At 41.6% G+C, this 24,297-nt stretch carries 17 protein-coding genes and 1 pseudogene; 13 read left to right on the top strand and 5 right to left on the bottom strand.

Going from position 1 to position 24,297, the window contains the following annotated elements; genetic code table 11:
* Positions 1-206: 206 nt before the first annotated feature.
* Positions 207-644: a cyclic-di-AMP-binding protein CbpB gene (gene cbpB / locus FZC78_RS14155; RefSeq protein WP_148940492.1), complete on the top strand. Its 438-nt coding sequence runs from the start codon at positions 207-209 to the stop codon at positions 642-644.
* Between the two features lie 70 nt (positions 645-714).
* Positions 715-2,210: pseudogene (locus tag FZC78_RS14150) on the top strand (MDR family MFS transporter).
* 1,076 nt (positions 2,211-3,286) lie between these two features.
* Here FZC78_RS14150 and FZC78_RS14145 read toward each other — a convergent pair.
* Entirely contained in the window at positions 3,287-4,018 is a 732-nt protein-coding gene (locus tag FZC78_RS14145) for a sulfite exporter TauE/SafE family protein (RefSeq protein ID WP_148940491.1), read from the bottom strand.
* 134 nt (positions 4,019-4,152) lie between these two features.
* Here FZC78_RS14145 and FZC78_RS14140 point away from each other — a divergent pair, with 134 nt between their 5' ends.
* From FZC78_RS14140 to FZC78_RS14130, 3 genes are all read left to right on the top strand, one after another.
* Positions 4,153-5,043, top strand: a complete 891-nt coding sequence (locus FZC78_RS14140) for a LysR family transcriptional regulator (RefSeq protein WP_148940489.1) — start codon at positions 4,153-4,155, stop codon at positions 5,041-5,043.
* 95 nt (positions 5,044-5,138) lie between these two features.
* Positions 5,139-5,849, top strand: a complete 711-nt coding sequence (gene dapD, locus FZC78_RS14135) for a 2,3,4,5-tetrahydropyridine-2,6-dicarboxylate N-acetyltransferase (RefSeq protein WP_148940487.1) — start codon at positions 5,139-5,141, stop codon at positions 5,847-5,849.
* Between the two features lie 303 nt (positions 5,850-6,152).
* Positions 6,153-7,274: an N-acetyldiaminopimelate deacetylase gene (locus FZC78_RS14130; protein ID WP_148940485.1), complete on the top strand. Its 1,122-nt coding sequence runs from the start codon at positions 6,153-6,155 to the stop codon at positions 7,272-7,274.
* 228 nt (positions 7,275-7,502) lie between these two features.
* Here FZC78_RS14130 and FZC78_RS14125 read toward each other — a convergent pair whose 3' ends face one another.
* On the bottom strand, positions 7,503-8,369 hold the full coding sequence (locus tag FZC78_RS14125) for a mechanosensitive ion channel family protein (RefSeq protein WP_148940483.1): 867 nt from the start codon (positions 8,367-8,369) through the stop codon (positions 7,503-7,505).
* A gap of 601 nt (positions 8,370-8,970) precedes the next feature.
* Between FZC78_RS14125 and FZC78_RS14120 the strand changes: the two genes are divergently transcribed.
* The 5 genes from FZC78_RS14120 (at position 8,971) to FZC78_RS14100 (ending at position 16,614) form a co-directional block, all read left to right on the top strand.
* Positions 8,971-10,725 (top strand): ABC transporter ATP-binding protein, encoded by a 1,755-nt coding sequence (locus FZC78_RS14120; protein WP_148940482.1) that lies wholly within the window; start codon positions 8,971-8,973, stop codon positions 10,723-10,725.
* Between the two features lie 8 nt (positions 10,726-10,733).
* The gene (locus FZC78_RS14115; RefSeq protein WP_148940480.1) at positions 10,734-12,557 is read left to right on the top strand and encodes an ABC transporter ATP-binding protein; all 1,824 of its coding nucleotides are present in this window, start codon (positions 10,734-10,736) and stop codon (positions 12,555-12,557) included.
* Positions 12,558-13,467: 910 nt separating this feature from the next.
* Complete coding sequence (locus FZC78_RS14110; protein WP_148940479.1) at positions 13,468-14,808, top strand: cytochrome ubiquinol oxidase subunit I; 1,341 nt, start codon at positions 13,468-13,470, stop codon at positions 14,806-14,808.
* Between the two features lie 67 nt (positions 14,809-14,875).
* Positions 14,876-15,889: a cytochrome d ubiquinol oxidase subunit II gene (locus FZC78_RS14105; RefSeq protein WP_148940477.1), complete on the top strand. Its 1,014-nt coding sequence runs from the start codon at positions 14,876-14,878 to the stop codon at positions 15,887-15,889.
* Between the two features lie 65 nt (positions 15,890-15,954).
* Positions 15,955-16,614, top strand: a complete 660-nt coding sequence (locus FZC78_RS14100) for a potassium channel family protein (protein ID WP_148940475.1) — start codon at positions 15,955-15,957, stop codon at positions 16,612-16,614.
* Between the two features lie 213 nt (positions 16,615-16,827).
* Here FZC78_RS14100 and rnjA read toward each other — a convergent pair whose 3' ends face one another.
* Positions 16,828-18,495 (bottom strand): ribonuclease J1, encoded by a 1,668-nt coding sequence (gene rnjA, locus FZC78_RS14095; RefSeq protein ID WP_148940474.1) that lies wholly within the window; start codon positions 18,493-18,495, stop codon positions 16,828-16,830.
* Positions 18,496-18,499: 4 nt separating this feature from the next.
* Positions 18,500-18,709 (bottom strand): DNA-dependent RNA polymerase subunit epsilon, encoded by a 210-nt coding sequence (locus FZC78_RS14090; RefSeq protein WP_148940472.1) that lies wholly within the window; start codon positions 18,707-18,709, stop codon positions 18,500-18,502.
* Positions 18,710-19,931: 1,222 nt separating this feature from the next.
* On the opposite strand from FZC78_RS14090, the gene FZC78_RS14085 reads away from it, so the two are divergent.
* The gene (locus FZC78_RS14085) at positions 19,932-20,702 is read left to right on the top strand and encodes a Cof-type HAD-IIB family hydrolase (RefSeq protein WP_148940470.1); all 771 of its coding nucleotides are present in this window, start codon (positions 19,932-19,934) and stop codon (positions 20,700-20,702) included.
* A gap of 56 nt (positions 20,703-20,758) precedes the next feature.
* Here the strand turns inward: FZC78_RS14085 and def are convergent, their stop codons facing one another.
* Positions 20,759-21,313: a peptide deformylase gene (gene def, locus FZC78_RS14080; RefSeq protein WP_148940468.1), complete on the bottom strand. Its 555-nt coding sequence runs from the start codon at positions 21,311-21,313 to the stop codon at positions 20,759-20,761.
* A gap of 581 nt (positions 21,314-21,894) precedes the next feature.
* Here def and FZC78_RS14070 point away from each other — a divergent pair.
* Both FZC78_RS14070 and pdhA read left to right on the top strand, forming a co-directional pair.
* On the top strand, positions 21,895-22,554 hold the full coding sequence (locus FZC78_RS14070; RefSeq protein ID WP_148940467.1) for a YkyA family protein: 660 nt from the start codon (positions 21,895-21,897) through the stop codon (positions 22,552-22,554).
* A gap of 625 nt (positions 22,555-23,179) precedes the next feature.
* On the top strand, positions 23,180-24,295 hold the full coding sequence (gene pdhA, locus FZC78_RS14065; protein ID WP_148940465.1) for a pyruvate dehydrogenase (acetyl-transferring) E1 component subunit alpha: 1,116 nt from the start codon (positions 23,180-23,182) through the stop codon (positions 24,293-24,295).
* Positions 24,296-24,297: the final 2 nt, after the last annotated feature.

Below are 24,297 nucleotides of genomic sequence, written 5' to 3'. Positions count from 1 at the left end.
TTTAGCTTTTTTCGTAAACTTTGCTGCTGATAAGAAGTCAATGCACCTGTGCTCTTGCTATCTTCAATTGCTTCTTCTTCTTCTTGTTATCAGACCATGTATCAGGGAGTGGAGCTGCAGGGTTCGGGTATAGGAGAACGGTCATCTTTCCTCGAGGCAGCAATTCATTCGAGAACAGCTTTTAATACGAGAGTGAGGGGTTCATAATGTTTTCGTTACACAGCAAGGATTTCCTGGAAGCGAATATTGCCGACTTTATTATACCGTCAGAAAAGGTTGCTCATGTTCAGAAAGCTAATACACTGGAACACGCTCTGCTCGTCTTGACGAAAAGCGGGTATTCGTCCATTCCAGTGCTCGATGCACAATTTCACTTAGAAGGATTAATCAGTTCAAGCTTGATTACAGATTCAATCCTGGGTCTTGAGCATATCGAATTTGAAAAATTGGATGAGAAAAAGGTAGAGGAAGTCATGGATGTGGATTTTCCTACAATTTTACTTCGAACCAAATTCATTAAAGCGCTTCAGCTTCTAATTGATCATCCGTTTCTCTGTGTAGTGGATGAAGACGGTCTTTTTGAAGGTATCATGACCAGGAGAGTTATCCTTAAACAGCTAAACCGTAATATACATAATGCATGATATCTGGAGCTCCCTATAACGGGGGCTCTTCTTACTAATAATAGATGAATACGGAAGAGGGGGAAGTGAGATGTCGAAAGAGGATGGGAGTTCAATCGGACAGGCTCCTAAAAGGACAAAAAGGCCTTTCGTACTTGCAGCAGTCATGCTCGCCATGTTCATGGGTGCAATAGAGGCAACGATTGTATCCACTGCCATGCCGGCTATTGTAGGGGATCTGGGAGGCTTTTCTTTATACAGCTGGGTCTTTTCAGCTTATTTGCTGATGAATGCGGTCACGGTATTGATTTATGGAAAGTTATCTGACTTATTTGGAAGAAAACCCATTATTACATTCGGCATTGTTTTATTCATGGCAGGGTCCATACTATGTGGTTTTGCGCAGTCAATGGAACAGCTGATCCTATACAGGCTGATTCAGGGATTTGGTGCAGGAGCTGTTCTTCCAATGGCGACTACCATTGTCGGTGACATTTATACTAGGGAAGAAAGAGCGAAAATACAAGGGTATTTGTCTTCTGTCTGGGGTATCTCTGCTGTCAGCGGCCCCGCAATTGGAGGATTGCTGGTGGAGTATGTCAGCTGGCATTATGTATTCTGGATCAACATTCCGCTTGGGGTATTGTCCATTGCTGCCCTTTGGCTGTTTCTCCATGAAGACGTTAAGAAGGAAAAGCATAAGATTGATTACCTTGGGGCTTTATTACTGACAGTGCCATTTCCACATTGATGTTCATCCTTGTGGAAGGGGGAGTCCATATCCCATGGGATTCACCCGCAGCTATAGCTTTGATTGCTGCCGCCATCTTATTTTTTATAGGGTTCATATTTCAGGAAAGAAGAGCTCAGGAACCAATGATGCCGTTCAGTATCTGGAAGGAGCAATCTATCTTTATAGCAAATATTGTTTCACTCACTACAGGAGTGATGTTAATAGGAATCTCCAGTTTTCTTCCTGCCTTTGTGCAGGGAGTCATGGAACGAAGCCCCACAGTGGCTGGCTTCACTCTGACAACAATGTCCATCGGCTGGCCGATTGCAGCAACGGCTGCAGGAAGATTACTTCTGAAAATAGGATACTATAAGACTTCGCTGATAGGCGGATTCTCCCTGATCATCGGGAGCATTTTCTTTGTCACCATGGGTGCTGATTCGGGACCTTTATGGGCAGCAGCAGGTTCCTTCTTTGTTGGAGCAGGTATGGGATTGACTTCTACCTCCTTTATCGTATCCATCCAGAGTACGGTTGAATGGAAGCAAAGAGGGATTGCCACTGCTGCCAACATGTTCATGAGAAACCTGGGAAGTACCTTGGGAGCGGCGCTACTCGGCGGGATACTGAACAGCTCTATAAAGCAATATTTAGAGAACAAGGACCATACAAAAGCTGACATTGATGTAGTTAATATGCTTCTTGATGAGAAGAAGAGAAGTGAACTCAGCGGTCCATTAAGAGAAACCTTGCAGTCTGCCCTGACTTTTTCTCTTCATTGGGTATATATTGGGGTGTTGTCCTTTGCTGTTATAAGCCTTTTGCTTATTTTGTTTCTTCCTAAAAAAGACTGATTGGGAGATGTCTGGAAGTTCTCTTTAATTGATTAAACCCAGTCAATTAGGAGGAGGCCGGTCCAAGCTGGGAACCGTTGTATTCAGAAATGCTTCCAGACAGTCGAGGGAAACAGGATGACGGAGTTTAATAGCGATGGAATAGATTCAGGCAGGGGATCCAGTGATCGTTACAAAGTCTAAATGAATGAATATTCAGTAAGGTGGAGAGCGAGGCTGAGAAGGTAATCAACGAAAACCGCAGTCTATAGAGTGAACAAGGCATCCAGTCTTGCTTAGAAAACTGAAAATCTAGAGAATTTTAAAATTTACTTTATATGAACAAAGATAAAGTCAACTACCCTTCCTTAAATAGGAAGAATAGTTGACTTTTTTATTGAAGGCAACGTATAGAATTTTTTGGGCACAATTGCCTGTCGGGAATGCGGCCTTTTTCAACTAGTTCATAGAAACATGCTAACTCAAGCAAGTAACGGGTGAGTCTTTCCAATATGGCTCAGTACTATAAATAATAAATAGGGGAAAAAAGTTCCCTTATTTACTAAGAAACATTGAAAAAAGCTAAGATAGGGGAAGAAAATTCCCTTATTTAACTAAATACACTAAAAAATGTTCTGTTTTATCATATAACGGAAAAAAGTTCCTCTATTTACCCAGTATTTAACTTGGATTGACGAATAAGGGAAAAAAGTTCCCTTAATTATACCGCTGGGTACCCAATTAATGAAATGACAGGCGGATTTCGTTATAAGACCTGATCCATCAAGCGCCTACTCAGATGAGCCGGTTATCTTCAACGGAAACCAAAGCTCTTTCATAATCTCTGAAGCGGAAAAGGCAAGTTTTACAATTAATAGTCTTTGTTGGACTGTTTCAGTGCGCTCATCTTGCTAAAGTGTTATTTAAATTCCGCTGCTGGTTGATTATTTGAAGGGTTAAATAATAATCAAAAGCTATTTACTTGAAGTTTCTTGGAGGGGGGTGAGTGTGCAGGAGCAGATTCAGACTAAGCGAGATTCCTCTCATACACCTATCAGAATTCAAAAAGGAAAACCAAGAGCAAGGTTTTTTATCTTCTAGAACAGTAAGGAATGAACCAACTTAACGATCAAAATAAGAGTCATCACATTTAAAACGGTTTTTGCCAGCTGCAAGGGAACCTTGCCAGCGATTTTTACAGCTATTTGTGCGCCCATGAGGCTGCCAAGACAAAAAGCCAAGCCTGCCTGCCAGATAAAATGTCCATTGTAAAGATAAGCTGTGAAGGCAGCTGAACAGGAAATAAAGGTTTGGAATCTTGTAAAAGCAATGGATTTGATAAAAGAGACCCCTTTGTAAATAAAAGTGTGCATCAGCATTGTTGCCTGGCCAGGTCCGAACATACCATCATAGAAACCTATGGCAGTTAAAAAAGGACCGATGCCTTTTAGGTTTTCGGTATCCCCTGTCTGGGAGGGTGAGGATTTCCTAATGAAATTGAGTGAAAATGCGGTCGATAAAAAAATAATGGCCAGGGCTTCCAAAGTTGACTGAGAAAGCAAACCTGCTGTCAGTCCCCCTGCAATCCCGCCGCCAAATGCAAAGGGAAGGATGGAGAAAGCTTCTTTCCACCGTATTTCTCTTTTTCTTAGCAAATAGGCAAAGCTGGAAAATGAGCTGATCGTATTTGAAAACTTGCTCGTTGCAATAGCGGAATGGATAGGCAGACCTGCGAGGAGCATGACAGGAAGGCCGATCAAGCCGCCGCTGCCTGCAATAGTTCCTATAAGAGCAGTGAAAAATCCTGCAAGCAAAAGGAGAATGAACATGTTATCACCTCATTTATCTTCTGTTAGTCACATTTACTTTCTGCTAATAGTGTATTCTTTTTGAGGTCATAATGAAATTACATAAAAACTAAGATATAATATAAGAAAAACTTATTGATAGGAGTGAAGGCTTTATGGCTTTTTCTGAATATCAGTTAATGTCTGTTCTTGCTCAGGAAATGAATATGAGAAAAGCAGCGGAACGGTTGTTTGTTTCTCAGCCTGCTTTATCTCAAAGGCTTCAGAACATTGAAAAGGAGTGGGGAACCAAACTGTTTATCAGGTCCCAGAAAGGGTTGTCTCTTACTCCTGCTGGAGAGCTTGTGGTTAAGCTGTCACAGGAAATGCTGCAAAAGGAAGAGAAGGTGAAGGAAGAAATCCAGGCCCTGCAATCCAAAGTGCATGGAACCCTTAAGATTGCATGCGCATCCATTGTAGGACAGAATTGGCTTCCCCAAGTTCTCAAGAAGTTTGTAGATGCGTATCCGCATGCTAAAATCTCCTTGATCACCGGGTGGAGCAGTGAAATACTGGAAGCACTATATGAAGATCAGGTTCATATAGGCATCATAAGGGGAACTGCTGATTGGAAAGGTCCCAAGTATCACCTTTTCACTGACAGGCTGTACTTAGTAGATAGGGAAATTCAGAATGTGGAAGAAGTTTTGGAAACAGATCGTCCTTTCATTCAATTCAAGAGCGATTCAAACTACTATCAGGAAATTCAGGATTGGTGGCACCGCCAATTTCAATCAGTACCTAAACGGACGATAGTGGTCGATCAAATAGAGACATGTAAGCAGATGACATTCAATGGGATAGGATATGCGATTCTGCCGGCAATTACGTTAAACGGGGCTGAGGAAAATCTTTATAAAATTCCCCTAATGGATGAAAAGAAAGGTTCGATCCACAGGGACACTTGGCTTATTGGCTATGATTCTGCTTTCCAGCTGAAGCAGGTTCAGGCTTTTGTGGAAATAGTAGAAGAGTTTTTAGAGGAAAACAGCACATCTATTTTTTAATGGTAAGAATAGAGAATTCTTGTCTTTCGTCCTTTAATTTGTTAAAGTGGATAATAGATTTCTGAATATATACATATTAATAGGGGGTTACTCAAATGAAACAAATGGATGCAAATGAGATCATCTCATTTATTCAAAATAGCACCAAATCTACACCTGTCAAAGTATATGTCAAAGGAAACCTTTCGGATATTAACTTTGGCGCTAATGCAAAAAGCTTTATTAATGGCGAATCCGGTGTGGTGTTCGGAGAGTGGGCAGAGATTTCCGAAGCACTCGAAAACAATAAAAAGGATATAGTGGATTTTGTAGTGGAGAACGACCGCCGCAATTCGGCCATTCCTCTGCTTGATATGAAAGGCATCAAAGCCCGTATCGAACCTGGCGCCATCATCAGGGATCAGGTGGAAATCGGCGATAATGCTGTCATCATGATGGGAGCCTCCATCAATATCGGTTCTGTGATTGGTGAAGGAACAATGATTGATATGAACGTAGTACTTGGCGGACGTGCAACTGTGGGCAAGAATTGCCATATCGGTGCCGGCTCCGTCCTTGCTGGTGTCATTGAGCCTCCATCTGCAAAGCCGGTTGTAATCGAAGACGATGTAGTGGTTGGAGCGAATGCAGTTGTTCTTGAAGGCGTCACGGTAGGAAAAGGTGCCGTTGTGGCAGCGGGCGCTATTGTGGTAGAAGATGTGCCTCCATACACTGTTGTAGCTGGTACCCCGGCCAAAGTCATTAAAGAAATCGATGAAAAAACAAAATCAAAGACCGAAATCAAGCAAGAACTTAGACAACTGTAATAATTGCCGGTCATCGGTTGATTGGATAAAGGACTGAGGGCCATACGGCATCAGTCCTTTTCACATGGCTGTTTTCGTATATATTGTTGCTTTCGGAAAAATCCCAAGAGGCGGATTTTCCCCCGGATACTATGAGTTTTAACTCTAAACCGGGAAGAGCTGCTCTTTTCTTTTCCGTGTTACCAGATTTCATCTCCGTAATAGGGTTATTTTTTCGAAATTAGTATTAAATAGCAGCAAAGTTTACGAAAAGAGTCTTTCACATAGAGTCAATGCAGGAGCCATATGAAAGGAGGCACAACCATGCCTGAAAGCAACACATTCATTGAAATCAGAAGAGATCTCCATAAGATCCCTGAGCTGGGATTTAAAGAGCATAAGACACAAGAGTATCTGCTTTCGTATATTGAAAGCCTGCCGCAGGAAAGGCTTCAAGTGAAAAAGTGGAAAACAGGCCTGTTCGTAAGGCTGGAAGGCACTAATCCAAGAAAGACGGTCGGTTACCGCACAGATATTGATGGCCTGCCGATTGAAGAAAACACCAGCCTTCCATTTCGCTCGGAACATGAAGGGAGAATGCATGCATGCGGGCACGACTTCCATATGAGTATTGCGTTGGGGATACTGACCCATTTTGCAAGAAACCCAATGGAAGATCATCTTCTGTTTGTTTTTCAACCAGCAGAAGAAGGTCCCGGAGGCGCGAAACCCATGCTTGAAAGTGAGATTATGAAAGAATGGAAACCTGACTTTATTATTGGCCTTCATGTCGCGCCAGAGTATGAGGTAGGGACTATTGCCATTAAGGAAGGCCTGTTGTTTGCCAACACCTCAGAACTGTTCATCGACTTGAAAGGAAAAGGAGGTCATGCAGCTTATCCTCACCATACCAAAGATATGGTTGTGGCAGCCGCCATGCTCGTTACCCAGCTGCAGACGGTTGTCTCCAGAAATATAAACCCGCTTGACAGCGCGGTGGTGACTATAGGAAAAATCACAGGAGGAACCGTCCAGAATATAATTGCAGAAACAGCAAGACTGGAGGGAACCATCAGGACATTATCTGCCGAGTCGATGGATAGTGTGAAACAACGGATTCAGGCACTGGTAAAAGGGATTGAAATCGGCTATGACTGTGAGGCGGTCATTGACTACGGCAGCATGTACCGCCAGGTTTTCAATGAAGAAAAGGCGACAAGAAGGTTCATTGAATTTCTGCAAACGAAAGAGAATGTAGACCTTGTTTTATGTGATGAGGCTATGACAGGTGAGGACTTCGGCTACATGCTTGAAGAAATTCCCGGTTTCATGTTCTGGCTTGGGGTTAATTCTGAATTCGGGCTTCATCATGCTAAATTGAATCCTGATGAAGCGGCCATTGAATTTGCAATCTCCACTGTGACGGATTACATCAGTACTTTATAAGGAACAAAAATAAAAAGGCTCTTTTCGTAAACTTTGTTGCTATTTCATTCTCATCTCGAAAAAGTAACCATATTAAGAGAAGATAAAATAGGCTAAAATCTAAAAGAAAAGGCTACTCTCCCCCGATAAGAGATAAAACTTTTAGTATCCGGGGATATCCGAAAGCAACAATAGATGCGAAAACAGCCAATAAAAAACAACGTCCTGAAATTGGACGTTGTTTTTTTATTATTGTTCTTTCTTTTCGATGTACACTTGATGCGGATATGGAATTTCAATGCCATTTTGATCAAGGGCTTCTTTAAGAGCTTTGCGCAGTTTGCGTTCCACGCCCCATTGCTCCATATTTTTTGTTTTCCCAATCACTCTGATGACCACATCTGATGCTCCAAGCGTCTGGACACCGATTACATTAGGGCCATCCACAATATTTTCATCTTCGGCTGCCGCCTTGTCACAGACCTGCTGTAGGACCGTGATGGCTTTATCAATATCGTCATCATAAGAGATCCCTATATCGACAAGCGCCCTCATGTTTCCTCTGGAATGATTGCTCAACGAGGTAATTTCCCTGTTAGGAAGGAAATTCAATGTGCCATCAAAGCTGCGGATCTGCGTCGTTCTAAGTCCGACAGCCTCAACAATTCCTGAATAACTTCCTGCTGTGACATAATCTCCTACATCAATTTGTTTTTCCAGCAGAATGAAGAAGCCGGTAACCACATCACTGACCAGTCCCTGTGCACCAAAACCGACGGCAAGTCCAATAATCCCGGCACCTGCAAGAATGGCTGTTACCTGTATTCCGAAGATTTGAAGGATGGTCACGAAGAAAATAAAGATCAATACGTAGGAGAAAATGTTTCTTGCCAAACTCTCTAAGGTTTGTGCTCTCGCCGCAGAGACACTGTTTCTCTCGCTATATTTGCTGAATGCCCTATGAAGAACTTTGTTTCCAAATCCTCTTACTAACAAAAATGCAATATAAATAGCTATAATTTGCAAGAAGGAAATTCCTATTGTGATTAAAAGCCCTGTCCAATCAAAGTCATTTATTCTTTCTGTAAATCCATTCAAGCCTAATATAAAGCCCATCTTAGTCATTCCTTTCATATTAAGGTTATATGTACAAGCAAAAAGACCTTATAAGTATAAACATAACTTCATTAGTGTTGTCAAAAACCAGATTGTTTTATTCGACAATCATGGCGAAAGATCCGCTTGATGAAGGCTGTTTTCTCATTAATTGCTGCATACGGAAAAATTACAAGTGCCGGATTTTTCTTGGAATTTCTCTCTGAACAGGGAGAGCAGCTCTTTTCTTTCTGGCTTACCAGGTTATCCCGCATTATAGCGGTAGTTATCGAAAATTTATTTGAAATCGCAGCTTGGTGAAAAATGAAAATTAATTCCTTTCAATTAGGGAAATCGGGATGAAGCTCCTGAAAAACGTGTCAATCGGGCTGTTGAATAATTGACAAAAGGGAGTAAGCGACTAAAGGGGGAGAAGGGGTCGGCCATTTGACCGATCTCTTCCTATGCTTAGTTAAGTAAAGTATCCATAGTAGTAAAATCAGAATTCATGAAGGATTCTTAAAAAAGTAAAAAATTCAAATAAAAAGGTGGAAAAATATTTCGAAACCCGATATATTAAATAGTACATGAATTTTTTGCATCAAAGAGAGGGGGAAAATAAGTGGATACATTTAAAAAGTTAAAGCAGTTTTACTGGCCTTACAAAAAATTCTTTTTCATTTCGATTATTTTCTTGGTTTTCGTAACAGGTATCACAGTGGTTTACCCGATCATCCTGCAGAGGACAATCGATGATGTAATATTGCAGAGGGAGTTTGGCCTGGTACCTTATTTGGCGTTCGGTTTCATCTTTATCATGGTCATAAAAGGTGTCACCACTTTCATTCATCAATATAACGGGGATATGTTTGGGATTACAAGTGTATACAGACTGCGCAATGAGCTGTATGAAAAGCTTCAATATCTTCCCTTCCGTTATTATGATAACGCTAAAACAGGAGATCTGATGTCAAGGCTGACAGCGGATGTAGAGGCATTCAGGTTTTTCCTTTCATTCGGGATCTCCGAATTGATTCGCTTCGCCCTGCTGGTCACCCTCAGTTTCGGAGTCATGTTTTACTACTCTCCGTCACTTACGTTCGTGACATTGTCTACCCTGCCGTTTCTCGCTGTGTCGGTTTATAAGTTTGATAAAGCAGTGCATCCTGCTTTCCGCGGGATCAGAAAGTCTTTCGGGAAATTGAATACAAACGTACAGGAAAATATCAGTGGTATCAATACGGTAAAATCTTTATCAAGGGAAGACTTTCAAATCGAAAAGTTCAACTCATCAAACGGAGATTACAAAGATAAGTACTTATTGACGTCGGATGTTTGGGCAAAGTATTTCCCGCTTATGGAGTTTTTAGGGAATGTCAGTGTTGTCCTCCTGCTTTCCTATGGCGGATTTCAAGTTATGAACGGCAGCTTATCACCAGGTGAGCTGGTGGCCTTCTACAGCTTGCTGTGGTACATCATTTGGCCGATTATGAACCTTGGGTTCACCATCAACCAATTCTCGCAATCTAAGGCATCTGGTGAGCGCCTCCTTGAAATTCTCGAAGCAAATGAAGACATTGTCGACAAAGACGATGCTGTCAAAGTCGACAGAATGAAAGGTGAAGTAGAATTCAAAAATGTAACCCTGAAATATACAAAGGATGATGAAGATGCCCTCGAGGGGATTTCCTTCAAGGCTGAACCAGGAAAAGTCATTGGTCTGATAGGCGGGACCGGATCTGGGAAAACCAGCATTACCAGCCTGATGACCCGGTTCTATGAACCCAGTGAAGGAGAAGTGCTGGTTGATGGAAGACCTGTTCAGGATTACGCCATTAAATCACTAAGAAAGAATATTGGGTTTGTTCTGCAGGAATCCTTCTTATTTTCATCAACAATCAAGACGAATATTTCCTATGGAAGGCCCGAAGCCACTATGGAAGAAATCATCGATGCTGCCAAAAGAGCACAGGCTCATGACTTCATTGCGGAACTTGAAGACGGTTACGATACAAAGCTGGGAGAAAGAGGCCTCGGCCTTTCCGGCGGGCAAAAACAGCGTATCGCTATTGCACGTGCGATCTGCACAGATCCAAGTATCCTCATTTTGGATGATGCAACAAGTGCAGTTGATATGGAAACAGAGTTCAAGATTCAACAAGGCTTCAATGAGGTGATGGCTGGTCGAACGACCTTCATCATCGCCCATCGTATTTCTTCGTTGAAACATGCAGACGAAATCCTTGTGCTCGAAAACGGTAAAATCGTTGAACGGGGTGTCCATGACTTCCTGCTTAAGAACAATGGACCATATCAGCGAATTTATGACATTCAATATAAAGATCAGAAGAAGATCCTTCAATCACAGCAAGGGTAGGTGAGACTATGAAAAATAAGGAAAAAACAAATCAGAAAATATTAGAAAGGTTTTATTATTCAACCGATCAGGTGATTGATAAACCTTTTAACTGGAAACAGCTCTGGAGGCTGCTGACCTATTTGAAGCCTTATTCAAAGAACCTGCTGCCGCTTTCCGTCATCATGGTGCTGATCACCACAGGGGTCAGATTGGTCATTCCTATCTTGATCGGTGTTTACACTCTTGATAAAGCCATTATAGAAAGAGACAGCTCCATGCTGACCACCTTGGTGATTTCAATTGCCGGCCTCTATATTCTTAGTTACATAGCCAACGTGCTGAGGATCCGGTGGATGAATATGCTTGGCCAAGGGGTCATTTATGACCTGAGAAAGCACTTGTTCTCTCATGTTCAGCGGCTTTCACACAGATTTTTCGATCAGCGCTCGGCCGGTTCCATACTTGTCAGGATCATGAATGACATTAACTCCCTTCAGGAACTGTTCACTAATGGAGTCATCAACCTCCTCATGGATATGATCCTGCTGATCGGAATTATTGTAATTCTGTTTACTTTAAGTCCGCCTTTAACTCTTGCGGTACTTGTGATTCTGCCGCTCATGTTCTTCATCTCTACCAGCTTGAGAAAGAAAATAAGAAGATCATGGCAGATGGTCCGCTTGAAACAATCTAAATTGAATTCCCACTTGAATGAAAGCATCCAGGGAATCCGGGTAACCCAATCGTTCACACAAGAAAAAGAAAACATGCAATTCTTCGATGGTGTCAATACAGAAAGCTTTGACAGCTGGAAGAATGCCACAAAAAAGAGTGCGATGTTCAGGCCAATGGTCGAATTGACGAATGCAGTCGGTACAGCTGTCCTGATCTGGTTTGGTGCAGCTTTGATTCAAGGAGATTCAATCACCTTGGGAGAGTTCGTATCTTTTGCCTTTTACCTTGGAATGTTCTGGGAACCGATTTCACGATTAGGAATGGTATACAACCAACTCTTAGTTGGGATGGCATCTTCTGAAAGGATCTTCGAATTCCTTGATGAAAAACCGAATGTCGGAGAAAGGGAGAATGCCAAAGAATTAAAAGATGTTGATGGCCATATCGTTTTTGAACATGTTGATTTCGCTTATGACAGCAAACGGAAAGCACTTAATAATATATCCCTTGAAATGAAAGCCGGGGAAACCGTTGCGCTTGTCGGCCATACAGGGTCCGGTAAAACAACCATAGCCAACCTTGTCAGCCGTTTCTATGATCCTACAGGCGGGTCAGTCAAGATTGACGGCCATGACCTTAGGGACGTTTCTTTAGCCAGCCTGAGAAGCCAGATCAGTATTGTGCTTCAGGATACGTTTATCTTTTCGGGTACTATCAAAGAGAACATACTCTTTGGAAGGCCGGATGCCTCTGATGTGGATGTATTGGAAGCAGCCAAGGCTGTTGGAGCCCATAAATTCATCGAAAAACTTCCCCAGGGATATGAGACGGAAGTTGAAGAAAGAGGTAACATATTGTCTGTGGGTGAACGCCAGCTGATTTCCTTTACAAGGGCGCTGCTCGCCGATCCGAGGATCATCATCCTGGATGAGGCTACTGCTTCAATTGATACAGAAACGGAAGTCCAGATACAGGAAGCGCTGAGAACGCTGCTGAAAGGTCGTACAGCCATCATGATTGCCCACAGGCTCTCTACGATCAGGGAAGCGGATAATATCTTTGTGCTTGACCACGGAAACATCATCGAACATGGTAACCATGATGAATTGATGGATCAGCAGGGAGAATACTTCCACTTAGTGAAAGCTCAATTTAAAATGCTGGAAGTTATCTAGATAAACAGGACCGCCCTTCACAGAAGGGCGGTTTTGTTATGGTCCTGAAAACCTCCTGGCCGGCTATGCGGTGGTTCCAGAGAGCTTATAGCTGGGTATGGAAAATTCTCACTTTATCTTAGGGTAATCAGGTTTCCTTATCTTTTTATTTGGCCATTTCGTAAACTTTGTTGCTATTCTATACGATCTTACAAGGAAATTCATAATGTACAGGGAATTTCTTGGTTTGCAAGAGAGAAAAGAACTGCTATTCCCCGATAAGAGATAAAACTCTTAGTATACGGGGAAAAATCCGGCTCTTGGGATTTTTCCGAAAGCAACAATATATGCGAAAACAGCTTTTTAAATAGAGGAATAAACTTCCCTTAATTACTAAATAGCACCCAAAATAGCTTCAATAGAGGAAAAATATTCTCTTATTCTAATCAAAATTCCCAAAAAGGGAGCATCTTTTTCAAATAAGGGAAAAAACTTCTCTTATTCATCAGCAAAATAAGCTGAAGACTGTACTTAAGGGTAAAATATTCCCTTATTTAAAACCCTCTGGTTCCTCGAGTAAAGATTTGGCCTTCAATCTCGCTTTTTTCTTAAAGGTTGTTGGGTAATACCGTCCTCGGGAGCAGAGTCATCCCATTCTTGGGGGTTTTCCGAGAGCAAAAATTTATGTGAAAACAGCAAAATTTCAAAAGCCCGGCAAGAAAGTCTTTCAGCCGCAGAGTACACCAACCGTTCACACTGGCGGTGTACTCTGCGGCTGAGGAATAAGGGCGGGTTTACAAGAAGGAAGACATGGAAATACCATAGTTCTTTTTATGGGATAATGCTCATTACTTCACAAACTCGTCCGGAGGTTTTATAATGGTGGAAAAGTGATATCTATAAGTATAGTAGATTGATAGGGGGGATACGTATGGAGCTGGATAGTGTCATATTGAGCAGGATGCTCACTTCAGTGACCCTGGCGTTTCATATTATTTTTGCAACAATCGGTGTCGGGATACCTGTGTTGATTTCGATTGCTGAGTTCATAGGAATCAAAAGAAATGATGGACATTACATATTACTTGCAAGAAGGTGGGCCAGAGGTTTCACGATTACGGTTGCTGTGGGAGTGGTCACAGGTACAGCGATAGGTTTGCAGTTATCCTTGCTGTGGCCTTCTTTTATGCAGGTAGCGGGACAGGTAATCGCGCTGCCATTATTTATGGAAACCTTTGCTTTTTTCTTTGAAGCGATCTTCTTGGGAATTTATTTGTATACTTGGGATCGATTTAAGAACCGGATGGTCCATTGGCTGTTAACGATACCGATCATCATTGGATCTTCAGCTTCTGCACTTTTCATCACCATGGTTAACGCATTTATGAACACTCCTCAAGGCTTTGACCTGGAGGGAGGGAAGGCAGTCAATATCGATCCGATTGCCGCGATGTTCAATCCTGCGACACCTGCCAAGGTTTTTCATGTGCTGACATCGGCATACCTTACTTCAGCATTAATCCTTGCAGCCATTACAGCTTTTGCTATCTTAAAAAACAAAGGCAGCGCCTACCATAGAAAAGCTTTGCGAATGACAATGGTCTGCGGCCTTATCTTTGCTGTCGGAACTGCTGTCGCAGGGGATGTTTCTGCTAAATTTCTGGCTGAATACCAGCCGGAAAAACTGGCGGCTGCCGAGTGGCATTTTGAAACAGAAAGCGATGCCGATTTAGTACTCTTTGGAACATTGGATGAAAATAATGAAATTCATAATGAAATACGGCTTCCAGGTTTTCTGAGTTTTCTGGCAGGAAATTCCTTTGATACAGAAGTTATCGGGCTGGAGGAATTTCCAGAGGACGAACTTCCTCCATTGGTTGTGCACTATCTGTTTGATTCAATGGTTTCAATAGGGATGTTCACACTGTTTATAACATCAATGTTTGTTCTTTTCTGGAAATGGAAGAAACGCAATGAGTGGAACAAGCCTCTTCTTTGGGGTATTGTAGCCAGTGGTCCTCTTTCAATGCTTGCAATTGAGTTTGGCTGGATATATGCCGAAGTAGGCAGGCAGCCTTGGATATTGAGAGGATATATGAAAGTGGCGGATGCTGCAACCAAAGCGGATGGAGTAGGACTGTCCTTCGCGCTCTTCGTGATTCTGTATATTATTTTAGGGATATTCTGTGTGACTGTACTAATTAAAATGTTCAAGAATAAGCCGCCTGAAGTTGAATATGAGCAGAGATTCAAGAGTGGTAAACTCCAATAAGAGAGTTGAAACGTGCTGAAAAACATTGGGGTTTGGCCGCTGCGCGGCTGGAAAAGGAGGGAGATTCGTGAGTTTAGAGGTTTTAGGAATTACAGTGCTTTGGGTTTTCCTATATGGATATTTGATTGTTGCTTCTGTTGATTTTGGCGCAGGCTTCTTTGCCTTTTATGCAAAGGTGACCAATAAGAAGCACACCGTAAATGATCTGATCACCAGGTATCTATCTCCCGTCTGGGAGGTAACAAATGTATTTTTTGTATTTTTCTTTGTCGGGCTTGTCGGGTTTTTCCCAGATACAGCCTATTATTATGGAACTGCGCTCCTTATTCCGGGAAGTATCGCTCTGATCCTGATTGCGATCAGGGGGGCCTTCTATGCTTTTGGTAATTACGGATCCAAAGATAATGTTTTCTTTTTGTTTCTTTACGGTGCAACAGGGCTTTTAATTCCGGCAGCTTTGTCGACGGCTCTGACGATTTCAGAAGGTGGATTCCTTGAAGAGACGGAGGACAAAGTTATTTTCCTTGCGGGCGAATTATTCACAAGTATGTATTCATGGAGTGTAGTTCTGCTGGCAATCGTATCTGTTCTGTTCATTTCCGCAGCGTTTCTGACTTATTATGCAGATAAAGCAAATGATCTGGATGCAAGAGAGATCGTAAGGAAATTTGCTCTGTTTTGGAGCCCGCCGACTATCTTGGCAAGTTTCCTCGTTTTCATTGGACTTAGAGAACATAATCTTGAGCATTTTCAAAATGCATTGGATATATGGTGGATGTTTGGATTGTCATTTGTATTTTTCCTGGCAGCATCTGTTCTCATCTTTAAGCGAAAAAAACTAGGGGCTGCCTTTATCATGGTCATGCTGCAATTCTTTTTTGCTTTCTTTGGTTACGGGGCATCTCATCTGCCGTATATCCTGAAGCCGTTCATCACGATTGAAAGCAGCGTCACAAGTCCGGTAATGGGGACTTCGCTGGTGGTGGTTTTCATTGCCGGCCTGCTCTTGTTGATTCCTTCCTTAATCCTTCTGATGAAACTGTTCCTTTTCGATGCCGACTATGTAAAAGGAAAGAAATAATCTGAAATTCAAAATTTTATGGTAAAATTAAGCTATAAGCATTCTCGTATGTTGGAGGAGTTATAGTGAAAAAAGAATTTGTTGTTATAGGATTAGGGCGTTTTGGGGGAAGTATTGTCCACTCACTGGCAGATCAGGATTTAGAAGTCATGGCGATTGATAAGGAAGAGGATAAGGTGAATCAATTCGCATCAATTGCCTCTCATGCTGTCGTTGCAGACACCACTGATGAATCTGTTTTAAAAAGCCTTGGAATAAGGAATTTTGATCATGTAATCGTCGCGATCGGTGATGATATTCAATCCAGTATCCTGACCACGCTGATGCTGAAAGAAATCGGCGTGAACAATATTACGGTGAAAGCACAAAATGATTACCACGAAAAAGTATTGAGGAAGATAGGGGCGAGCCATGTTGTCCATCCTGAAAGGGATATGGGCCGGAGGATTGCACATAATATCGTTTCCAATAACGTCCTTGATTATCTAGAGCTGTCAGATGAACATTCTATAGTCGAGATTGTGGCTAATGACCACTTGGATGGAAATTCATTAATTGATCTGGATATCCGTGCAAAGTATGGAATTAATATTGTAGCTATCAAAAGAGGCAAAGATATCCTCGTTTCGCCTCAGGCTGATGAACTGATACAGGCGGGAGACGTTCTGATTGTAATTGGGGCAGACTCGGATATAACCCGTTTTGAGAAGAAAGTAATGCTTTAATATCATTGAAAAAGTATGCTGTAATTTTTGCAGCCTGCTTTTTTTATGTTAAGAAAAAGGTTTCAGCAAAAGCCTTGGGAAAGGATATAAAACCACCTGATATGTTTCCATGGTTTGCTCATGATACACGTCCTGCTTCAGTGGAAGCTTCGATGGTCATTGAAACAGAAGCAGCCCCCAAAGTTTTATACTCCGGGGGCTGCTTCTGTTGTATTACACTTCCATGATGATCGGCAGGATCATTGGACGGCGTTTAGTTTTTTCATATAGGAATGGAGCTAATGTATCAGTGATTTCATTTTTGATTTCTGACCACTGGCTTGTTCTGCGCTCAAGAAGCTTGCTTAAATGTTTATTGATGATATTTTGAGCTTCATTAATCAAATCACCAGATTCTCTCATATAGACAAAACCTCTGGAGATGATGTCAGGGCCGGAAGCAATTTTGAAGTCACTCATGTTGATGCTTACGACAACAATGACCAATCCTTCTTCAGATAGGATTCTTCTGTCGCGGAGTACTATATTGCCGATATCACCAATACCGCTTCCATCAATATATACAGAACCAGATGGAATCTTGCCTGCAACCTGGGCAGTATCATTGCCAAGGGCGAGTACTTCACCGTTATCCATGATGAAACAATTGTCCGGTTCAACTCCACAATCTACAGCCAGCTGGTTATGCATTTTCTGCATCCGGTACTCTCCATGGATCGGCATGAAATATTTAGGCTTAATGAGCCTAAGCATAAGTTTCTGTTCTTCCTGGCTTCCATGGCCTGAAGTATGGATATCATTCAAAGAGCCATGGATTACATCAGCACCTGCACGGGACAACATGTTAATCGTGCGATTTACACTGATGGTATTTCCAGGAATCGGTGAAGATGAAAAGATGACCGTATCTCCAGGATGGATCTGGATTTGTCTGTGTGTACCATTTGCAATTCGGGAAAGAGCTGCCATAGGCTCTCCCTGGCTTCCAGTACAAAGGATAGTCACTTCTCCTGCCGGCAGTCTGTTGATTTGGTTTGATTCAATAAACGTATTCTCTGGTGCCTTGATGTATCCCAATTCCTGTCCGATACGAATATTGTTCTCCATGCTTCGGCCGAATACCGCGACTTTCCTTCCATGCATAACGGCAGCATCTATAACTTGCTGCAATCTGTAGATGTTAGAAGCGAAAGTAGCGAATATGACCCTTCCTTCTACTTTCCGGAAGATATCATCAATGCTTTCTCCGACTTTTCTTTCAGACATAGTAAAGTTAGGTATTTCACTGTTAGTACTGTCAGATAGGAGGCAGAGTACACCTTCCTTGCCGATTTCAGCCATCTTGGTCAAGTTGGCCGGTTCGCCAACTGGGGTGAAATCAAACTTGAAGTCTCCTGTATGCACTACATTTCCAGGAGGTGTTTTTACGACAACTCCATAAGAATCGGGAATGCTGTGAGTCGTTCTAAAAAAGCTGACTGCTGTTTTCCTGAACTTAATGATATCTTCTTCCTGAATGACATTAAGCTTTGCAGTGCGTAACAATCCATGTTCTTCAAGTTTGTTTTTCAATAATCCGATAGCCAGCTTACCGCCGTATATCGGGATATTGATTTCTCTAAGTAAATACGGAATTCCGCCAATATGATCCTCATGGCCATGTGTGATGAAAAGGCCTTTAATTTTATCAACATTTTTCACTAAATAGGTATAATCCGGGATAACATAATCGATTCCCAATAATTCATCTTCCGGAAACTTGATCCCTGCATCAATTAAAATGATTTCGTCCTGAAATTGTACACCGTAAGTATTTTTACCGATTTCGCCCAAACCGCCAAGTGCGAAAACAGCTGTCTGATCATTTTTAACAAATTTCATAATATTAGTAACTCTCCACCTTATAGTTTTCTGATTGCTTCTCATAGTCAAGATGTGAGTCATCAAGCAATTGAACAAATTCGATATTATACGGTTTATCTTTCAATTTCAGGCGGACATCACGTTCTGAATCAGCTTCCACATACAGGGTCATCGTGCATTCGCGCACAGGAACTTCCTGTTTCGTTTCCTGATAGTAAACTTTGTAAATCATTTTTTCTCTCTCCTTATCCGTAATCAAAAATGTAACTTTTTCTATTATATAAAAAGTTTTAAAAGTTTTCATGCATTCAACATAATAAGAACCCTCTATGTATAAATGCTGATAGTATGTTGAAAGAATACCGGCTTTTCATCCCGTCCTGCCGAATTCCATCTTTACTATCATTAAACAAAGAACAGCCCTCCTAAACGTGAGGGCCTGCACATTTAAGCGATTGTTTTTTTTCTGAGTACATCCTTCCATTGTTTCAAGAGCTTCTTTCTAAGCTTCTTTAACATCTGGATCACTCCTTATTAGTAGTTTACCTAGAATTGGTCTTAAAGTAAAGTTTACCCGCTAGGCTCCTGTCTCTTTTTTCGATTTTAGTATATGGAATTTTTGACAGATTTTACGTGGATAAGATTGGAAGAGTAAAGTTTAAGCACATTATACTTCTTTTAAAAAAGCTCTTTTCGTAAACTTTGTTGCTATTTGATACTAATACCGAAAAAAATAACCATATTAAGAGGAATGAAAACTGGTAACACCGAAAAGAAAAGAGCTGCTATTTCGAATTAGAAAGAGAACCCTTAGTCTCCAGGAATATCCGAAAGCAACAATGTATTAGAAAACAGTCTAAAAAAAGCAGATGCTTTCAGCCATTGATAGATTCAGCGGTTGATGTGGGAGCTGCATCGAAAGCTGTCTCTCAGGAGGGTCGGGTCAGCTCTTCTACTAAAGGATTCCGCCCTCCAGTCTGAAGGTTAAATACAGTGATCAGAGAATTCTTCCTCTTTTACGGGCTCTTAGTTACACTCAGGAAATCTACGAGAGCCACCAAAGCTCCTTACTGGTTCCAGGTGCCCTCGGGATACTCCCGAAGGACACCAAAGGTCCTTTAATGGGCTTCTAGTGTCCCTCGAGAAATCCATGAAGGACATCAGAGTCTATTTTCAGCCTTCAGTTGTCACTCAGGAAATCTACGAGAGCCACCAAAGCTCTTTTTTATTGGCTTCAGGTGTCACTCAGGAAACTTCCGAAGGACACCCAAGCTCTTTTTTGGACCTTGTAGTGTCCCTCAAGAAACTCCCGAAGGACATCAGAGCTCATGTCTTAGTGACAGGGGAGTTAATTGACATTTAAAATGGAGAGGTTTAAGTTAATGAAGGAGAATGACAGAGTATTTCAATTGAAGTACTATCATATAACTTACGATTGAAGGGAGATAGAATAAATGTCGAAAATAGTATTTTTTGATATAGATGGGACTCTGCTTGACCATGATAAAAAATTGCCTGATGCAACTAAAAAGGCAATCAAGCAGTTACAGGATAATGGTACATATGTAGCAATCGCAACTGGCCGTGCGCCTTTTATGTATGAAGGTCTGAGAGAGGAACTTGGAATAGAATCCTTTGTCTCTTTTAACGGGCAATATGTAGTTTTTGAGAATGAAGTAATCTATAAGAATCCGCTTGACAGGGATGAACTGGAGAAGTTACTGAGCAAGGCTGAAGGACTCAGCCATCCGGTTGTCCACTTAAACGAGAAGACAATGAAGGCTAATATCCAGCATCATCCTTTCATAGAAGAAAGCATGTCGAGCTTGAAGTTCCCTCACCCCGATTTTCAGCCTGACTTTTATAGTGATAAGGAAATATATCAATCCCTGCTGTTCTGCCGTGATGTGGATGAGAGCATTTATCGAGACACGTTTTCAAAATTCAATTTCATCAGGTGGCATCAATATTCCATGGATATTTTGCCAAGAGGCGGCTCAAAAGCAGAAGGAATCAAAAAGATGATAGAAAAAATGGGCTTCGATATCAGCGAGGTATACGCGTTCGGAGATGGCTTAAACGATATTGAGATGATTGAAGCTGTCGGGACAGGCGTGGCCATGGGAAACGCAGTACCTGAAGTGAAGGAGCATGCAGATCTTATAACCAAATCAGTAGACGAAGATGGTATATATCATGGTCTTAAAGAACTTTCATTAATTTAAAAATGTATTTTCATACAAAAAGAAGGAAGCTTAGTCAAGCTTCCTTCTTTTTGCTCTTATCTATCAACAGGTGTGGCATCAGGAATTGGACTCATCGGGTTCTCGTTATTAATATGGTCATAGAACATGATGCCGTTGAGGTGGTCAAGTTCATGTTGAAAGACGATTGCAGGCATCCCTTTCAGTCTTACTTTAACTGGATTGCCATCAATATCGATTCCTTTGACAGTTATTCTGGCATAGCGGGGAACATAGCCCGGTACATGACGGTCTACTGATAAGCAGCCTTCACCGCTCGTCAAATATGATTTTTCAACAGAATGACTGACGATTTTAGGATTGAATAATGCATAGCTGTATAGATTTCCTTTTGGATCGGTAACATGAACAGCAAGCATTCTTTTCAACACATCAATTTGAGGTGCTGCCAGTCCGATACCTGTCCTCAGCCCATATTTCTGGGCAGTTTCCGGATCCTGGCTGTTTTTCACATACTCCAGCAGGCTGCCGAGTATTTCTTTATCTTCTTCAGAGGGCGGCATTGCGACTTCTTCGGCAACTTTCCTTAGGGAAGGGTGTCCCTCGCGTATAATATCTTCCATTGTAATCATAGAGTTTTCCTCCCAGTATTGCACAGCGTGATTTTTTAAAGTTAAGAAAGTATAAAGTTTTTAATTCGAAAATAGAGAGCGTTTCTGAATCCAGCTCCAGCGCCCAGCCCCTCGGGGTCAAATAACCCCTGGAGAATAAAAGGAAAGACCGCCTTTTTTTCTCCAGAGAACATTTGCCTGTCGGGGCTAACGGGGCGCTTGCGCTTTTTGTGCAATCCAGCTCCAGCACCCAGCCCCTCGGGATCAAATAACCCCTGGAGAACAAAAGAAAAGACCGCCTTTTTTTCTCCAGTGAACATTTGCCTGTCGGGGCTAAAAGGGGCTTTTGTGCTTTTTTTATGATTATAGTCTAACAGACCCCTAATAAAAAGTTAACTACATTTTCAAAGGGATATTCCTTGACATACATTTTCACTTTTATCATAGTTATTAATTGAGGACAGGCAATATACCCGTTATCATTATAATTGCTTTTTAAGCTAAATGTTCCTGAGAGGGATCATCGAAAAGAATTTTCGATTGTCAAAGGTTGAAAGTGGGGATATAGTAGTAAATGTCATTATTATAAGGGGGACTTAAAAGTGTATAAACTTCGAGGAGTTTTGGCTGCTGCAGGTGCCGCTTTCCTGCTTACAGGATGTATGGGAGGAAGTACACCTCAAGAAATGGTATACAACACTTTGGAAGATACCGTCAAAAAAGAAGAAACGCTTAAAGAAACACAAGAGCCACTGACCAAGCTGGAAGAAGAAGAACAAGCACTGTTTGATAAGGCAATCAGCATGAGCATGGAAGAAATTGAAGAAATCAGGAAGATAGCGGATCAGGCACTAGAGAATATTAGTGAAAGAGAAGCCTTAATCAATGAAGAATCGGAAGCGATGGCTGATGCTAAAGAAGCTTTTCAGGCAGTTGAATCCTCAATTGAAGAAATCGAAGATGAAGAGCTGAGAAAAGAGGCTGATGATCTTTCAAGTCTTATGAACGAACGCTTCGAGGCCCATTCAGCTATGGCGGATTCTTATCTGCAATCACTTTCAAGCGACAAGGAACTATATGAGTTATTAAAAAAGGAAGACCTTACAATGGAAGAGCTGCAGGCTCAAATTGAAAAAGTAAACACCAACTATGAAACAACAATGGAACACAATCAGACTTATAATCAATTAACTGAAGAAGTTAATGGATCGAAAGTTTCTTTTTATGAAAATGCAGAAATAGATATTGATTCAGAGGCTTAAATTTACTCACCCGGTTCAGTGGATCAGTCCACTAGGCCGGTTTTTTTTCGTTTTGGGATGCTCCAAGAACAACCCTGTGGGTAGTTGTCTATATTATCCCTGTTTTTCTTCCCCTTTTAACAGGCCCTTGTTTACTAAGCACTTGTTTACTAAGCATCGAATGCTCTTCCTCTATTGAATATATGAATGATCTGCGGCAGGCAGCCATTCAAGTAAATGGATGAAACGCTTAATGTATAACAGTTAAAAGAATGTTACTCTGTTTTATAATACAGATCTTGCGACTCTATTAATACAGTTTAATATTAGTGAGAATAACTATAGATTTCTACTTAATAAAACGAGTTGATTTTATAAGCATTACTCGTTGACTTCTATAAAAAAAGTGGTGTAAACTATTAAAGGTAATCACACAGTGTATTAGTTTATTGCAAAAAATGACTAGTACAGTTTATTTCTAAAAAAGCTGCTTAAAGAGTTTTCTTTTAAGTGAATTGTGGAAACATATGTTTAATGATGTGTATTTGCCAAAATTATGGTTGTCACAGGCTTTTCTGGACACCCTAATCACTGTATGTAAAAAAACTCTAAAATATGTGGATAAAGAAAGGAAGAGGTGACTTCGATGGCTTCTAAATCTAAGAAGGCACAATTCGATGCGAAAAAAACGCTTGAGAATATTGAAGCGCAATTCGAAATGGTTCAAATTTTAAACGAAGAAGGCGAAGTGGTTAATCAGGATGCAATGCCTGATTTAAGCGATGAGCAATTGCAAGAACTGATGCGCCGCATGGTTTACACTCGAATTCTTGATCAAAGATCAATTTCTCTTAACCGTCAAGGCAGATTAGGTTTCTACGCTCCTACTGCTGGACAGGAAGCTTCACAAATTGCTTCTCACTATGCACTGGAGAAAGATGACTGGATTCTTCCTGGATACCGTGATGTACCTCAGATTATCTGGCACGGCCTTCCGTTATATCAAGCTTTCTTGTTCTCCCGCGGACATTTCAAAGGAAACCAGCCTCCGGAGGGTGTTAATGTATTATCTCCGCAAATCATCATCGGTGCACAATACATCCAGACAGCCGGTGTGGCTCTTGGATTGAAAAAACGGGGCAAGAAATCTGTTGCGGTCACTTACACAGGTGACGGCGGATCTTCCCAAGGTGACTTCTATGAAGGCATCAACTTTGCCGGAGCCTTCAGTGCACCTGCAATCTTTGTTGTACAAAACAACCAATTTGCGATCTCTACTCCTCGCGATAAACAGACAGCTGGTAAAACAATCGCCCAAAAAGCGGTTTCAGCAGGTATTCCCGGAGTACTCGTGGATGGAATGGACCCGCTTGCTGTTTATGCTGTTACGCGTGAAGCGCGCGACCGTGCAGTGAACGGGGAAGGCCCGACACTAATCGAGACGCACTGCTACCGTTATGGCCCCCATACAATGGCAGGCGACGACCCGACACGCTACCGCTCTTCTGAAATGGATACCGACTGGGAGAAGAAAGATCCTTTAGTTCGTTTCCGTAAGTTCCTTGAAGGTAAGAGCCTCTGGAACGAAGAGAAAGAAAATGAAGTAATCGAACAAGCAAAAGAAGATATCAAGGAAGCAATCAAGAAAGCAGATGGAACTCCTAAACAGAAAGTAACGGATTTCATCAATAACATGTATGAGAAACTTCCTTATAACTTGCAAGAGCAATTAGAAATCTATAAAGAGAAGGAGTCGAAATAAGC

The organism is Rossellomorea vietnamensis (assembly GCF_008180415.1).
In the GTDB taxonomy this organism is placed as follows: Bacteria; Bacillota; Bacilli; order Bacillales; family Bacillaceae_B; genus Rossellomorea; species Rossellomorea vietnamensis_C.
This window is presented reverse-complemented; position numbering and strand designations above follow the sequence as displayed.

What these genes read in the sequence shown, in the direction of transcription:
- FZC78_RS14140 (WP_148940489.1), top strand. Translation starts at nt 4,153, where the DNA reads ATGGCTTTTTCTGAATATCAGTTAATGTCTGTTCTTGCTCAGGAAATG.
- FZC78_RS14085 (WP_148940470.1), top strand. Translation starts at nt 19,932, where the DNA reads ATGTCGAAAATAGTATTTTTTGATATAGATGGGACTCTGCTTGACCAT.
- def (WP_148940468.1), bottom strand. Translation starts at nt 21,313, where the DNA reads ATGATTACAATGGAAGATATTATACGCGAGGGACACCCTTCCCTAAGG.
- FZC78_RS14125 (WP_148940483.1), bottom strand. Translation starts at nt 8,369, where the DNA reads ATGGGCTTTATATTAGGCTTGAATGGATTTACAGAAAGAATAAATGAC.
- FZC78_RS14130 (WP_148940485.1), top strand. Translation starts at nt 6,153, where the DNA reads ATGCCTGAAAGCAACACATTCATTGAAATCAGAAGAGATCTCCATAAG.
- FZC78_RS14110 (WP_148940479.1), top strand. Translation starts at nt 13,468, where the DNA reads ATGGAGCTGGATAGTGTCATATTGAGCAGGATGCTCACTTCAGTGACC.
- cbpB (WP_148940492.1), top strand. Translation starts at nt 207, where the DNA reads ATGTTTTCGTTACACAGCAAGGATTTCCTGGAAGCGAATATTGCCGAC.
- dapD (WP_148940487.1), top strand. Translation starts at nt 5,139, where the DNA reads ATGAAACAAATGGATGCAAATGAGATCATCTCATTTATTCAAAATAGC.
- pdhA (WP_148940465.1), top strand. Translation starts at nt 23,180, where the DNA reads ATGGCTTCTAAATCTAAGAAGGCACAATTCGATGCGAAAAAAACGCTT.
- rnjA (WP_148940474.1), bottom strand. Translation starts at nt 18,495, where the DNA reads ATGAAATTTGTTAAAAATGATCAGACAGCTGTTTTCGCACTTGGCGGT.
- FZC78_RS14115 (WP_148940480.1), top strand. Translation starts at nt 10,734, where the DNA reads ATGAAAAATAAGGAAAAAACAAATCAGAAAATATTAGAAAGGTTTTAT.
- FZC78_RS14145 (WP_148940491.1), bottom strand. Translation starts at nt 4,018, where the DNA reads ATGTTCATTCTCCTTTTGCTTGCAGGATTTTTCACTGCTCTTATAGGA.
- FZC78_RS14090 (WP_148940472.1), bottom strand. Translation starts at nt 18,709, where the DNA reads ATGATTTACAAAGTTTACTATCAGGAAACGAAACAGGAAGTTCCTGTG.